Annotated in this window: 14 protein-coding genes; 2 read left to right on the forward strand and 12 right to left on the reverse strand. The window is 73.1% G+C overall.

Annotated features, from left to right (window positions below):
- Positions 1-87: 87 nt before the first annotated feature.
- Genes ACFWBF_RS11425 through ACFWBF_RS11445 form a run of 5 tightly spaced genes read right to left on the reverse strand, consistent with a single transcriptional unit; the run spans position 88 to position 5,531 of the window.
- Positions 88-825 (reverse strand): response regulator transcription factor, encoded by a 738-nt coding sequence (locus ACFWBF_RS11425; protein WP_385598768.1) that lies wholly within the window; start codon positions 823-825, stop codon positions 88-90.
- A gap of 23 nt (positions 826-848) precedes the next feature.
- A complete protein-coding gene (locus ACFWBF_RS11430) occupies positions 849-3,506 on the reverse strand; it encodes an ABC transporter permease (protein ID WP_385598771.1) in 2,658 nt (885 codons plus the stop codon).
- Positions 3,503-4,213, reverse strand: a complete 711-nt coding sequence (locus ACFWBF_RS11435; RefSeq protein WP_385598774.1) for an ABC transporter ATP-binding protein — start codon at positions 4,211-4,213, stop codon at positions 3,503-3,505. The genes ACFWBF_RS11430 and ACFWBF_RS11435 overlap by 4 nt, the downstream gene beginning before the upstream one ends.
- Positions 4,210-4,920, reverse strand: a complete 711-nt coding sequence (locus ACFWBF_RS11440) for an ABC transporter ATP-binding protein (RefSeq protein WP_385598854.1) — start codon at positions 4,918-4,920, stop codon at positions 4,210-4,212. Before ACFWBF_RS11440 ends, ACFWBF_RS11435 begins: the two co-directional genes overlap by 4 nt.
- Positions 4,920-5,531: a hypothetical protein gene (locus ACFWBF_RS11445; RefSeq protein WP_385598777.1), complete on the reverse strand. Its 612-nt coding sequence runs from the start codon at positions 5,529-5,531 to the stop codon at positions 4,920-4,922. Before ACFWBF_RS11445 ends, ACFWBF_RS11440 begins: the two co-directional genes overlap by 1 nt.
- A gap of 157 nt (positions 5,532-5,688) precedes the next feature.
- Here ACFWBF_RS11445 and ACFWBF_RS11450 point away from each other — a divergent pair, with 157 nt between their 5' ends.
- Positions 5,689-6,975, forward strand: a complete 1,287-nt coding sequence (locus tag ACFWBF_RS11450) for a histidine kinase dimerization/phospho-acceptor domain-containing protein (RefSeq protein ID WP_385598780.1) — start codon at positions 5,689-5,691, stop codon at positions 6,973-6,975.
- Here the strand turns inward: ACFWBF_RS11450 and ACFWBF_RS11455 are convergent.
- Both ACFWBF_RS11455 and ACFWBF_RS11460 read right to left on the reverse strand, forming a co-directional pair.
- Positions 6,941-7,366: a hypothetical protein gene (locus tag ACFWBF_RS11455; protein ID WP_385598782.1), complete on the reverse strand. Its 426-nt coding sequence runs from the start codon at positions 7,364-7,366 to the stop codon at positions 6,941-6,943. The two genes, ACFWBF_RS11450 and ACFWBF_RS11455, sit on opposite strands and share 35 nt — an antisense overlap.
- On the reverse strand, positions 7,342-7,875 hold the full coding sequence (locus ACFWBF_RS11460; protein ID WP_385598785.1) for a hypothetical protein: 534 nt from the start codon (positions 7,873-7,875) through the stop codon (positions 7,342-7,344). Before ACFWBF_RS11460 ends, ACFWBF_RS11455 begins: the two co-directional genes overlap by 25 nt.
- Positions 7,876-7,978: 103 nt before the next feature.
- Here ACFWBF_RS11460 and ACFWBF_RS11465 point away from each other — a divergent pair, with 103 nt between their 5' ends.
- On the forward strand, positions 7,979-8,794 hold the full coding sequence (locus ACFWBF_RS11465) for a hypothetical protein (protein ID WP_385598788.1): 816 nt from the start codon (positions 7,979-7,981) through the stop codon (positions 8,792-8,794).
- Here ACFWBF_RS11465 and ACFWBF_RS11470 read toward each other — a convergent pair.
- Genes ACFWBF_RS11470 through ACFWBF_RS11490 form a run of 5 tightly spaced genes read right to left on the reverse strand, consistent with a single transcriptional unit; the run spans position 8,775 to position 12,714 of the window.
- Positions 8,775-10,139 carry a sensor histidine kinase gene (locus ACFWBF_RS11470; protein ID WP_385598791.1) on the reverse strand — a complete coding sequence of 455 codons (1,365 nt, stop codon included), beginning with the start codon at positions 10,137-10,139 and terminating at the stop codon, positions 8,775-8,777. The genes ACFWBF_RS11465 and ACFWBF_RS11470 overlap by 20 nt on opposite strands.
- Positions 10,136-10,798, reverse strand: a complete 663-nt coding sequence (locus tag ACFWBF_RS11475; RefSeq protein WP_385598794.1) for a response regulator transcription factor — start codon at positions 10,796-10,798, stop codon at positions 10,136-10,138. The genes ACFWBF_RS11470 and ACFWBF_RS11475 overlap by 4 nt, the downstream gene beginning before the upstream one ends.
- Position 10,799: 1 nt before the next feature.
- Positions 10,800-11,456: a phosphatase PAP2 family protein gene (locus ACFWBF_RS11480; RefSeq protein WP_385598797.1), complete on the reverse strand. Its 657-nt coding sequence runs from the start codon at positions 11,454-11,456 to the stop codon at positions 10,800-10,802.
- Positions 11,453-12,058 (reverse strand): phosphatase PAP2 family protein, encoded by a 606-nt coding sequence (locus ACFWBF_RS11485; protein WP_385598800.1) that lies wholly within the window; start codon positions 12,056-12,058, stop codon positions 11,453-11,455. Before ACFWBF_RS11485 ends, ACFWBF_RS11480 begins: the two co-directional genes overlap by 4 nt.
- Positions 12,058-12,714: a DedA family protein gene (locus tag ACFWBF_RS11490; RefSeq protein ID WP_385598803.1), complete on the reverse strand. Its 657-nt coding sequence runs from the start codon at positions 12,712-12,714 to the stop codon at positions 12,058-12,060. Before ACFWBF_RS11490 ends, ACFWBF_RS11485 begins: the two co-directional genes overlap by 1 nt.
- Positions 12,715-12,801: the final 87 nt, after the last annotated feature.

Genomic DNA, 12,801 nt, shown 5'->3' on the forward strand with positions numbered 1-12,801 from the left:
CGGCCCTGCGCCCCTTCCCCTGGGCGTTGGATCGCCGCACGCTCACCGTGCTGCGGGCCCGTGCCGCACACGTACAGGCGGCCTCGATCATCCGTGGTCCTCCTCGAGGCGGTATCCGTAGCCGCGCAGCGTGGTGATGTCGGGAGGCGCGACGGGCGGTCGCGCGTCGGTGGCGGCCTGCTGGAGGCGTCGGCGGAGCGCGGCGAGGGTGACGTCCAGGGTTTTCGTCGGACCGAACCAGTTCTCGTCCCACACCTGCGCCATGAGGTCCTCGCGTGACACGGCGGATCCCGCGTGCCGGGCCAGTGCGGTCAGCAGGTCGAACTCTTTTGGACGCAAGGGGACTTCGGCCTGGCCGAGTAGACATCTGCGGGCCCGGGTGTCCAGGGTGAGGTTCCCGATCCGGTACGTCGTCTCCCGGTCGTCGTGACCGTTCGGCAGGCGGCGCAGGTGGGCGCGGAGGCGGGCCAGCAGTACGGACAGGGTGAACGGTTTGACGAGGTAGTCGTCGGCCCCCGCGTCGAGCCCGGCGATGACGTCGATCTCGTCGGTGCGGGCCGTCAGGATGACGAGCAGCAGGTCGGGGTGGTGGCTGCGCAGTTCACGGGCGATGTCGATGCCGTCGGCGTCGGGCAGGCCGAGGTCGAGCAGGACGACGTCCGGGGGTGTGGCGCGGGCGGCGGCGAGGCCCCCGTTGCCGGTGCGGCACCAGGTGGTGGCGTATCCCTGGGCCCGCAGTCCGGTGTCGAGGTGCCGTCCGATGGTGTCGTCGTCCTCGATGACGAGGAGGACGGGGGCGGGGCTGCGGTCCTGGCGCGCGGGCATGGTCAGCAGCGTAGGCGTACGCGTCACAGTTCCCGCAGTTCCTCGACGGGTGGCCGGGAGGAGCGTCGGGCGGCGTTGAAGGAGGCGCCGGTGAGGGCGGCGATGGTGGCGACGACGGTGAGGGCGAGGTAGGCCCAGGGGACGGCGATGGAGGCCGGTGGCGGGTCGAAGACGCCGGTGAGGACCGTGACGAGCATCCGGGACAGGGACCAGCCGATGAGCGCGCCGCCGGCGAGCCCTCCGACCGTCAGTGCTGCTGCTTCGGTGAGGACCAGTCCGCGCAGTTGGCGGCGGGTGGCGCCGAGGACGGTGGCGAGGGCGAAGGTGCGCCGCCGTTCCGCCAGGCCCAGGGCCAAGACGATTCCGCCGGACGCGGCCGTCAGCAGGACGGCGAAACCCAGCTCGATCCGGGTGAGTCCGGCCAGGTCCACGGCGGTGAGGCTGGAGCCTACGGTGGAGCGGGCCTGGGTGAGGTCGCTGACCGTGGCGGTGGTGCCCAGCTGCCGGCGGAGCGTGGCGGCGGTGCCGGCCTGGTGCGCGCCGCCGGTGTCGAGGAGGAAGGCGCCGACGGCGTCGTTGCCCTTACTGCGTGCCACGTAATCGGCGTTGGCGACGAGGAAGCTGTCCTTGGGCGCGGTGGGGAACTCCTTGACGATGCCCGCGTAGTGGAAGGGCACGGTGCGCAGGGCATGGGTGCGGCTGTCCTGGAGTCGAAGGTTGACCGTGTCGCCCGGGGCGAGGCGGAAGTCCTTGACGGTCTCCTCACTGACCAGGAGGGCGTCGGGGTGGGCCGTAAGGCGGGCCATCAGCGAGCGGGCGGTGCCGCCGGCGAAGTAGGCGTCCTGGAGTGAGGTGGCGGCGCCGATCGTGGCGGGCCGGACGCCGTACAGGTCCTGGAGGTCGGCCCCGACGTACGCGAAGCGATGCTGCAGGGGCTCCACGTGCCGTACGCCTGCCACGTTCAGCGCCGAGGCGGCGCCGGGGCCGACGCGGACGCCGGGGGACTGGGTGACGGTGACGTCGGCGCCGTTGGACAGGCGGGCGTCGACTTCCGCCTGCTGGTGGTAGGTGGCGTTGAAAACGGCGGTGGAGGCGGCGAAGGACAGGGCGAGTGCGAGCAGAACGATCGCGCGGGCCAGTGGCTGGCGCCTGCGTGACATGCTCGCCGCCGCGGTTCCGGCGAGTGTGCCGGTCAAGGGGCGGGCGAGGCGGGCCAGGAGCCGCCTGCCGTGGGCCAGGGCCAGGTAAGCGAGGCGCCACAGCAGCAGCGCGCCGCCGAGCCACAGCAGGGCGGGGCCCAGGAAAGCCCAGTAGGACACCGAGATGCTCGGCACGCCCTCGGGGGCCAGGACGAGGGCGTACTGGTTGCCGCTCGCGGCCTTGAACACCAGCAGGGAGACGGCCAGGAGGACGAAGTCGAGGCCGTAGCGCATCCATCGGGGGGAGCGGGCGCGGCCGACTTCGCGGCGGGCGCCGGTGACCGTGCCCAGGCGCAGGTCGCGCAGGGCGGGCAGCAGGACCGCCGCTGCGGCCACCACGAGCCCCAGGACCAGGGCGAAGGCGGACCAGGCGACCGTGGAGGCGGTGCTCGCACCGAACGAGGCGGTGCCGAAGGCGGCCCGCCCGGCGAGGGCTGCGATGCCCACGCCGAGCAGTCCCCCGGCGACGCCGACCGCGGCGGCCTCCGAGCCGGCCAAGGCGGCTATCTGGCGGGGCCGTAGTCCGCGCGTGCGCAGGAGGGCCTGTTCCCGGCGCCTGCGGTCGGCGCCCGCCCCTGCCACCGCGGCGGTGAGCAGGGCGGCGAGAACCGCGCCGGGGAAGCCGAGGAACAGGAAGAGGACCTGGGCGTAGAGGGCGTCCTTGCGGGCGGCGTCGAGCGCGGCGCCGAGGTTGTTCCCGACGACGGCTCCGCCGGAGGTGCGGGCCTCTAGGTTGCGGGCGGCGGCGGTGACCGCGGTGTAGGCGGCCGCGGGGTCTGCCGGCAGGGGTGCGTCGCGGGCGATGTGGATCTGCGTGGTGACGGCGGCCGGGTCCACGGCGGCGACCGGTGCGGTCAGGCGGGCGAAGACGGCCTCGGGCAGGAGGATGACGTTGTCGGGCGGAGCGGTGGGCTGGGTTTGCGGCGGGGCGCCCACCTTCTGGAACAGGGAGTCGGCCTGCGGGAGATCCACGATCCCCGCGACGGTGACGGTGGCGGGCCCGGTGCCCGGCAGGCCGATGGTGACGGTGTCTCCCGGTGCCGCGTGCAGGTTGGCCGCGGTCTGCTGGGCCAGGAGCACCCCGGTGGCGGCGCCGGTCAGCGGGCGGACGACGCCCGGGAAGGTCTGCCGGTAGGCGGCGGGGAGACCGAGGACGACGCCCGGTCCGGTGCTCTGGGTGCTGCCCGCCCCGGTGGCCTGGAAGCCGGTGCTGCGGGCGAAGCCGACGGGGACGGCGCTGCGGACGCCGGCGGCGGCGCGGACCGCGGACAGGACCGTGCCCGGGTCGGCGCCCGCCTGGACCTCGGCCTGCCAGGCGACGGCGACCGAACGCACGGCACGGGCCGTCATCGTGGACTTCGAGGCGGTCAGGAAGGAGCCCAGGGCGGCGACGAGGGCGACGGCGAGGGCGATGCCCGCGGCGGTGGCGCCGAGGCGCCCGGTACGGCGGCGCAGCAGTCCCGACACCCACGAGGTGATCATGGCCTGGTCCCTTCGGAGGCAGCCGTCGGTTCGTCCCGCGGCGGGTGGGGACCGGTCCGCAGGCGGCCGTCGCGCATGGACCACTGCTGCGTCAGCCGCCGGGCGACGGTGGGGTCGTGGGTGGTGACGACGAGAGCGGCGCCGAGCGTGTCGGCGGTGGCCAGGAGCACCTCGACGACGTGCCGCCCGGTGACCCGGTCGAGTTGCCCGGTGGGTTCGTCCGCGAGGATCAGTTGGGGTGCGGCAGCCAGCACCCGGGCGACGGCCACCCGCTGGGCCTGGCCCCCGGACAGCTCCTCCGGCAGCTTGTCCGCGAGGCCCGTGGCGACGACGAGGGCGAGAGCGTCCAGGGCGCGCCGCCGTGCCGACTCCTCCCGGTGGCCGGCCAGTACCAGTGGCAGCGCGGTGTTCTCCACGACGTTCAGTGCGGGGATCAGGCTGGGTCCCTGGAAGACGACCCCCACCTGGTCCGGTACCGGCCCCCGTGCCAGGCCCGGCCAGGTGACCTGGCCGGTGGTGGGCTCTTCGAGGGCCGCCAGAAGGTGCAGCAGGGTGGACTTGCCGGAACCCGAGGGCCCGGTGATCGCGATGCGGTCACCGCTGCGGACTTCGCAGGTGGCGCCGTGGACCGCGACGACCGCCGCGGCCCCGGCGCCGTAGGTACGGGCCGCGCCCTGGCAGCGTACGAGGACGTCGGGGCTGGTCACGGCCGGATCCTTCCGTCGCGCAGGGTGATGACGCGGTCGGCGGTCCTGACGACCTCGACGCTGTGGGTGACGAGCAGCACTCCGGCGCCGGCGTGCGCCCGTTCGCGAAGCAGTTCGAGGATCCGCTGCTCGGTCCTCCCGTCGAGCTCGCCGGTGGGTTCGTCGGCGAGCAGGATGTCCGGGTCGTTGGCGAGGGCGACGGCCAGGCCCGCGCGGGCGAGTTCACCGCCGGCCAGTTCGCGCGGCAGCGCCCGGCCCCTGGCGGGCAAGCCAACCCGGTCGAGGAGCACCCAGGCCTCGGAACCGCGGTTTCCAAGTGCGCGGGCGGCGGATTGTGCGAGGCGTATGTTCGCCCGGAGGTCGAGGTGGGGGAGGAGGTTCCCGGACTGGAGCAGGACACCGATCCGGCGGGCACGGACGCGCGCCCGTTCCGCCTCGGGGCGGTGGCTGATCCGCTCGCCACCCACGTGCACGACTCCGCCGTCCGGTTCGTCCAGTCCGGCCAGGCAGGCCAGGAGCGTGGACTTGCCCGAGCCCGAGGGGCCGGTGACGGCGACGGTCTCCCCGCGCCGCACCCGAAGGGAGACGCCGCGCAGCGCGAGCGTCTCCTCCTCGCCCGTGCGGTAGAACCGGTACAGGTCACACGCGGTGAGCACGTCGGCTCCGGCCCCGGCCCCGGCTCCGGTCCCGGTCTCGGCCGCGTCCATCACTGCCACCGCAGGGAGTCGGTGACGGTCCGCCAGGGGTCGACGTTGTCCGCCCCGACCGGCCCGGACAGGGTGAGGACCGCCTCATGTCCGTTCTTGAAGAAGGCGTAGCGCTCGAAGGAGTCGCGGACGGCCTTGCCGGTCACGGAGCCGGCGAGACCGTCGCCCTGGTAGGTGAGCAGGACGGCCTGGCCCGCGGGACGGGAGACCTTGGAGACCCCGCCCACGGTGAAGCCGGGTACCTGCCCGCGGAGCGCCGGCACTACGGCCGCGTTCACACTCTGGGGTGTGGGGGCGGCGGTGGCGGGGCTGGTGGCGATCTCGATCCGGTTCAGCTTGTCCGTGAAGCTGACCCTGCCGTCGGCCGAGTCCGTACGGGACCAGCCTTCGGGAACCTTCACGGTGAAGCCGCCCCGGTCGTACCGGTAGGCGACGTAGGCCTGGTTGTCGGGGATGTCGCCGGCCGGGTTCGACTCGGCCGGGGCCGGCGCGGTGGCGGTGACGGCCGTTGGGGGAGTGGCGGACTGGGAGGAATTGCCGCATCCGGCCAGGGCGGCGCCCGCCACTACGAGTGAGACCAGAGGGAGGGGGAGGGCGTAGGTGAGTCGCATGATCCTCGCGTCCTTCACAGGAGGACGGACTGCTCTGTCCACGACGCTAGAAGGGCGCCGGTTAGCGTCTGGCCCACGCATGGTGAGAGGACGGTAAAACCCGCCGTCGACTTCCGAAGACGCGGCCGTGGGGCAGCGCGGCCCCATGATGGGCGCCATGAGAGCGCGCGTGGTCCGAGTGGCCCTGGTAGCCACGGCGGTGGCCCTCCTCCTGCTGGCCGTGCCGCTGGCCGTGGCGGTCCGCATCACGTTCTTCGCCGACGAGAACGGCGAGCTGGAGCGGGCCGCCACGGCCACCGTCGTACGGGTCGGGCCCGATTTCGCCGCCGGAGACCCGGTGGAGCTGCCTGGCGGCCGGGACGAAATGCAGCGGGGGATCTACGACGCCACCGGCAGGCTGCGCTCCGGAGTGGGCCCGGCCAGCGGCGGCGACGCCGTTCGTCAGGCGCTGTCCGGCCGCGTCGCCCGGAAGCAAACAGGAGGCGAACTCGTCGTCGTTGTCCCCGTCTCCAGCGGCGAGCGCGTCATCGGGGCGGTGCGCGCCTCCACGAGTGCCCGCACCGTGTGGAGCAGGGTGTGGTGGGGCTGGGCCGCCCTGCTCGGCCTCTGCCTGCTGGCGCTCGGCGCGGCCGTCATCGTGGCCCGCAGACAGGCTTCCGTGCTCAGCTCCCCGCTGGAGGCCCTCGCCCGTACCTCCCTCGCCATCGCCGACGGAGACCTGCATGCGCGCGCCGACCCCAGCACGATCGCCGAGATCGACGAGGTGGCCCGCGCCCACAATGCGATGGTCGAGCGCCTGGCACGGCTCCTGGAACGCCAACGGCACTTCACCGCCAACGCCTCCCACCAACTGCGCACCCCGCTGACCGGACTCCAGCTCGGCCTTGAAGCCGCCCTGGCTGACCCCGACGCGGACGCACGCGCCGCCCTCGCCGAGGCGGCGGAGAAGACGCGACACCTCGACCACACCATCGACGAGGTGCTGCGGCTGGCCACATCGGACGCCTCGACGTGGGTATCCGCCCCGGCGCAGGAGGTCGGCGAGCTGCTGGAGGCGGCCGAGCGCCGGTGGCACGGCGTCCTCGCCCGAGACGGCCGCCGGTTGACCGTGTTCTGGGAACCGGAGTCGGAAAAGCTGCCGGTGCCCGGTCACACCACGGATCAGATCCTCGATGTCCTGTTGGACAACGCCCACCGCCATGGTGGCGGGAGCGTCACGGTGACCCTGCGCGACCTGGGAACGGCGCTCGCCGTGGATGTCGCCGACGAGGGAACCGCCGCCCTGGAGTCTCGGGTGATCTTCGAACGCGGAATGGGTGCCGGGTCGGGCATCGGGTTGGCGCTGGCACGGGAGTTGGCCGGAGCCGTCGGAGCCCGCCTCGCGTTGGCCGGGACCGCCCCTACCCGCTTCACCCTGCTGCTGCCACTGGACGCAGGTAGGTGATCCGGTTCGCGGCGAGCTTCTGCAGCAAGCTGAAGGCGAGGACGGGCAGCAGGATCTGCGGCCGGTCCGGCATCGCGGTGGTGATGAGGGCGGCGCCCGCGCTGCTGTTGCTCATGCCGCAGGCCAGCGTGACGGACATACCGGCGGGTGTCCCCAGACGCAGGGCGCGGGCACACCAGCGACCCCATCCGAAGGACAGGACACAGACGGCGGCGGCGGTCCCCGCCGCCGCGAGGAGAAGCAGGGGCCGAGGGTGGATCCAGAACTGGCCCAGTGCGCCGCTGGCATTGACGCAGGTGAGCAGCAGAGCGGCGAGCACGGCCGCAAACGCGGCCAACGGCAATACGGTGGCGCTGAGCAGCGGGGTCAGGGCGCTGATCGTGACCGGCACGGTGAGGGGGCTGACCAGGGCGGACGCGAGGACCAGGCCCAGATGGCCGGTTCATCACCTCGGCCTCCGCTCGTCCACACCGTGGCTCCGGCGGCCACAGGCATGCCGAGCGTCAAGATCATGGCGGCGACCATGCCGCTGCCGCCGTCGGAGTCGGGAGAGCCGCGCAGGACTACGGCGATGACGGGGATGATCAGAAAAGGCGCGGCCAGGTGGAGGGCCAGACCGGCCAGCAGGACCCGGGGCCGGCGCAGCACCCGGATCAGGGCGTGGGGGCAGGCCCGTAACCCGGCCGCGAACAGGACGGCGGCGAGCAGGATCTGGGTGAGGTTGAAGCCCACGCGCAGCTGTTCACCGAGAGCCGCCGTATGGCTGTGGCGCAGCCACAGGCCCGGGGCGGGCAGCGCGACGGCTGCGGCATAGGCGGCGCAGGAGGCCCAGCCGAGTCGTCTGCGCAGGAACCCCAGGGGCCTGGAAAGGGCATGTCCGGGCGGGGGAGCGGTCTCCATGGCGGCGAGCGTAGGCCCCGCTCCGCTCCGAAAAGGGGCTGCCGGGGTGGCCCGGTCGACGTGCTCAGGATGTGTTCAGGCTGGGACTGGCAACGTCCGCGTCATGACAAACGAGACGCGATCGGCCTCCGACTTCCGCGCGCCCGCCCGGGCCCGCCGCAACAAGGTTCCTGAGATCACCGCCTACTTCTGGGTGATCAAGGTGCTGTGCACCACCGTGGGCGAGACCGCGGCGGACTACCTGAACGCACAACTGGGTCTCGGGCTCACGGGTACCTCCCTCGTGATGACGGCCCTCCTGGCCCTCGCCCTGGTCGCGCAGTTCCGCACGGCCACCTACCGGCCCGCCGTGTACTGGCTGGTCGTGGTGCTGGTCAGCGTCGTCGGCACCCTGATCAGCGACAACCTCACGGACAACCTCGGCGTGCCGCTGGAGGTCACGACCGCCGTGTTCGCGGCGGCTCTCGCGGTCACCTTCGCCGTCTGGTTCAAGGCGGAGGGGACGCTGTCCATCCGCAGCATCGATTCCGTGCGCCGCGAGGGGTACTACTGGGCCGCGGTGCTGTTCACCTTCGCGCTGGGCACGGCGGCCGGCGACCTGGTGGCCGAGCGGATGTCGCTGGGCTACTGGGTGGCAGCCGTACTGTTCGCCCTGGTCATCGCCGCGGTCGCGCTCGCCCACTACGCCATGGGTCTGGGCGCGGTGCTGAGCTTTTGGACCGTGTACGTCCTGACCCGCCCGCTGGGCGCATCGGTGGGCGACTACCTGTCCCAGCCCGCAGACGAAGGCGGTCTGGAGTTCGGCACGGTGATCACCAGCGCGCTGTTCCTCACGGTGATCCTGGGCCTCGTGGTGCTCCTCACGCTCTCCCGGCGCGATGTGACGGACGAGGAGCAGGTCAGCCCGCAGGCAGAGTGATCACGAACCGCGCACCATCACGGTGTCCTTCGTCATGATGGACGTCACCGTCCACGGAGCGGGCCAGGCGCCGCGCGAGCGGCAGCCCGAGGCCCGCTCCGGTGTGTCCGTCCCCGGGGTCGGCGCGCCGACCGGGACGAAAGAGCTCCGCAGCGAAGGACGGCGGCACTCCCGGGCCGTCATCGGTGACCTCTATCCGAATGCCCGCCTCCTGGCGGCAGGCGCTCAGCATGACCCGGGAGCGGGCGTGGCGCAGGGCATTGTCGAGCAGGGGGCTGACCGTCCGTTCGAGAAGAGCCTGCGGCACACCGACGCTCAGGCCCTCGGCTATGGCCATGACCTGGACGCCGACCCGCCCCGACCGGGGGAACTGCGCGGCGAGCCGGCTCAGCGCGGACCGGACGTCGGCGGTGCCCCGCGTGGCGCCGGCGCTGCCGCGGGCGTCGTCGAGCAGGGTGTCGCAGATGCTGTGCATGGAGCGTGCGGCATCCTCGATGGCGGCGCAGGCGCGCTGCGACTCGGCGCCGGAGCGCGGCCGGCTCTGCCACCAGTCGACCTCGGCGATGATTCGCGCGAGTGGGTTGCGCAGTTCGTGGGAGAGCTCCCGGGTGAGCTGCTGTTCGTGGCGCAGTCCGGCCCGGATCCGGTCGAGCAGGGCGTCCAGCGAGGTACCGAGCTGAGCGAGTTCCTCTGGCCGCCGGGTGTCACTGAAGCGGTGGTCTGAGGCCAGTGTGCTCCAGGTGGTGGCCTGTTCGGTCATCGTGTGTACGGGGCGCAGGGCGCGGGCCACCGCCAGGCGGGTCAGGGCGTAGGTGCAGGCCAGCACTGCGGCGTCCAACGCGAGTGAGGCGTACAGCACGGTGTCCGCGGAGCTGCGGTACGGGGCGAGCGCGAGGGCGGTGACCACAGCGGCCGACGTCCCCCCGGAGCCGGGGACGGGCTGAACGCACAGTCGCACCGGCTGCGCTTCCCCGACGGTGACACATCGCTGCCCGCCGGCGGCCGCGAGGGCGTCCGCGGCCCGGCCGAGCGGACCGCTCGCTGCCACCCCGGGCGGCGCTTCGAGCCGCAGCGGTCCTGAGTAGATCCAGACGTCGGCGTCGAGCGCGTCGTCGTTGGGTACCTCCACCACACGGGCCGTGGGCCCTGTGGTGTCCACGGTCGCAGCGATCGTGGTCGCGCGGGTGCGCAGGTGGTCGTCCGCCTGCTGCTGGAGCCGCTGACGGACAACGGCGTTGAACACGACGGTCAGCACGATCATCAGCAGCGCCGCGGCGGCCAGGGCGACCAGCGAGAGCCGCCCCCGCAGGGTGCGCGGAAGCCGTCCGCGCCAGGGGAGTTTCATGACAGGCGGTGTCCGATCCCACGGCTGGTGCCGAGCGTCCGGTCGCTGCCGGCGGTGCGGAGCTTGCGGCGCAGTCGGCTCAGGTACTGGTCGAGGGTGTTGTCACTGACCTGGGCGCCCTCGGGCCAGCCCGCCCGGACCAGGTCACGGCGGGTGACCAGACCGCCCGCGGCGGCGATGAGCACCGCCAAGAGCCGGAACTCGGTCGGCGTCAGGTCCAGGGGTGATCCCGAGACGGTGCAGGTGTAGCGGGCGGGGTCGAGCAGCAGGTCGCCCGCTTCGGCGGGTGCTTGCGGGCCCGCTCGCCTGAGGGCGGCGCGCAGGCGTGCCGCGAGCTCGGCCAGGTGGAAGGGTTTGGCGAGGTAGTCGTCACCACCGGCCGAGAACCCGGTCAGCCGGTCGGTCAGATTGTGGTGTGCCGTCAGGAAGATCACGGGAGCGTTGAACCCGCGCGCCCTGAGGGCCTGGCAGACGTCCCGGCCGTCCGCGTCGGGCAGCCCGACGTCCAGGACGACCGCGTCGAAGCCGTCGTCGGCCATCCGCATCGCCCCCGCGCCGTCCGCCGCCGGGGTCGGGTCGAAGTCTTCGTCGCGCAGGCCGCGCAGCAGTACGTCCCGCAGGGCGTGGTCGTCCTCGACGACGAGGATGCGCTGTCGCATGTCAGACGGCGGCCGGACGCTGCTCACGGGTGCGCCACAGGTACGCCCGCGCCAGGAGGGAGAGCCAGGCGGTGGCGAAGAGCCAGCCCCCGATGACGTCGCTGAACCAGTGGACCCCGAGGTAGACGCGGGTGAGGCCGACCGCCGCACCCCACAGCCCGATCAGTACGAGCCCCGTCCGGGGCCCCCGGGGGATGCGCAGGAACAGCGCGGCGGCCAGGAGCCCGGCGGTCATCGCGGCCGTGGTGGTGTGGCCGGAGGGGAAGGACCAGCCCGAGGCGTGCGCGGCCCAGTCGCCGATCGCGGGGCGCGGGCGGGCGACCAGCGTCATGACCGCGTAACGCAGGGCCTGGCCCGCGCCGAGGCACAGCATCAGTGCGGCCGCCGTCCAGGCACGCTGCCGGGTGGTGCGGCCCGCGTACAGGCCCGCCAGCACGAGCAGGACGTACGGAACGACTCCGGTGCCCGTGCTGGTCAGGGCGCGGGCGGCCGCCGCCGCGACGGGCGGTCGGTGCTCCACCGACCAGCGGTGCAGGCCCGCGTCGGCGGGCAGCAGGTGGCCGGGGGCCCGCACGACCCAGACCGTCAGCAGCACGAAGAGCACCGCCGACGCCAGAGCCGCCCACCCGGCCAGGCGGCCGAGCCGGGCGCGGGTCACGCGGCCGCCAAGAGGCGCCGCAGCGGGCCGCGCTCCAGCCGACCGGCCAGCGTGGTCCGGTGACGCCGCACGGCCCAGGCGGCGCCGGCCGCCACGCAGGCACCGACGAGGAACCCGGCGAGCACGTCATGCGGGTAGTGCACGCCCACCCAGACCCGGGAGGCGGCCATCAGGACCGCCGCGACCAGGGCTACGGCGCCGAGCCGGCGCGATACGAAGAGCAGCGCGACGGCGGCCGCCGCGGCGAGGGCGGCGTGGTTGCTGGGGAAGGACCAGTCGCCGGGCGCGGGGCACGCCTCCAGGGTGGGCACGCGGAGCGTCTGACAGGGCCGGTCCTCGCGCACGGCGAGTTTGACCAGGGCGTCGACGCCGAAGGCGAGGAGGGTGATCAGCGGGACCGCGAGGGCGGTGACCACCGTGGAGGTTCCCGCTCGGCGGGCCCGCCACCATCCCACGACCATCAGGAGCGCGAACAGCGCCAGCCCGTAGGCCGACCAGGCGGAGACCAATGAGTCCAGCCAGTCTGGAGCGCGGTGGGCGAGGCCGGTCACCTCGGTGTAGGCGGGGCCGTCGACGTGCGAGCCGTCGTACGCGGAGGTCATCAAACAGATCCGTTCTGGTGCTTGCCGGCCCGCCGGGAGCGGAGCAGCTCGATCGCCAGCGGCAGGAGGGACACCGTGACGATCAGGGCGACGATCGGAAGCAGGTACCGGTCGACGTTGGGGATGGAGGAGCCGAGCGCGTACCCGGCCAGCACGAGGCTGACCGTCCACAAGAGACCGCCGATGACCTGCCACAGCGTGAAGACGCGTGCCGGGACGTTGAGCGCGCCCGCGAGCGGGTTGAGAACCGTACGGACCACGGGCACGAAGCGCGCGAGCACGATGGCCTTGGCCTGCCCGTACTTCTCCAGCAGTTCCTCGGCGCGCTCGGCCCCCTGGCGGAGCCGCTTGCTTGCGCTGCGCGCCAGCAAGGCCCCACCGGCGCGGCGTCCGATCAGGTACCCCACCTGCGCGCCGGCCACCGAAGCGGCCAGCACCATCGGCAGTGAGAGCGTCGAAGCCTTGTCCGCGCTTCCGGCGCACAGCAGCCCAGCGGTGAACAGGAGCGAGTCCCCGGGCAGGAAGAACCCGATCAGCAGCCCGGTCTCCGCGAACATCACCACCGCGATGCCCAGCACGCCGAAGGTGGCCAGGAGCGAATGGGCATCCAGCAGGTTGACCGCGAGGTCGCTCGCAGCGTGCACGGAAACGGCCATGCGAGGGCCTCTCGAGGGAGCCGGGCAGGGGCGCCGGGGTGGGGCATCCAGGCGGCTACGATCCGGTAGACGGTCTACTGAACTGTA

The organism is Streptomyces sp. NPDC060028 (assembly GCF_042736725.1).
Classification (GTDB): domain Bacteria; phylum Actinomycetota; class Actinomycetes; order Streptomycetales; family Streptomycetaceae; genus Streptomyces.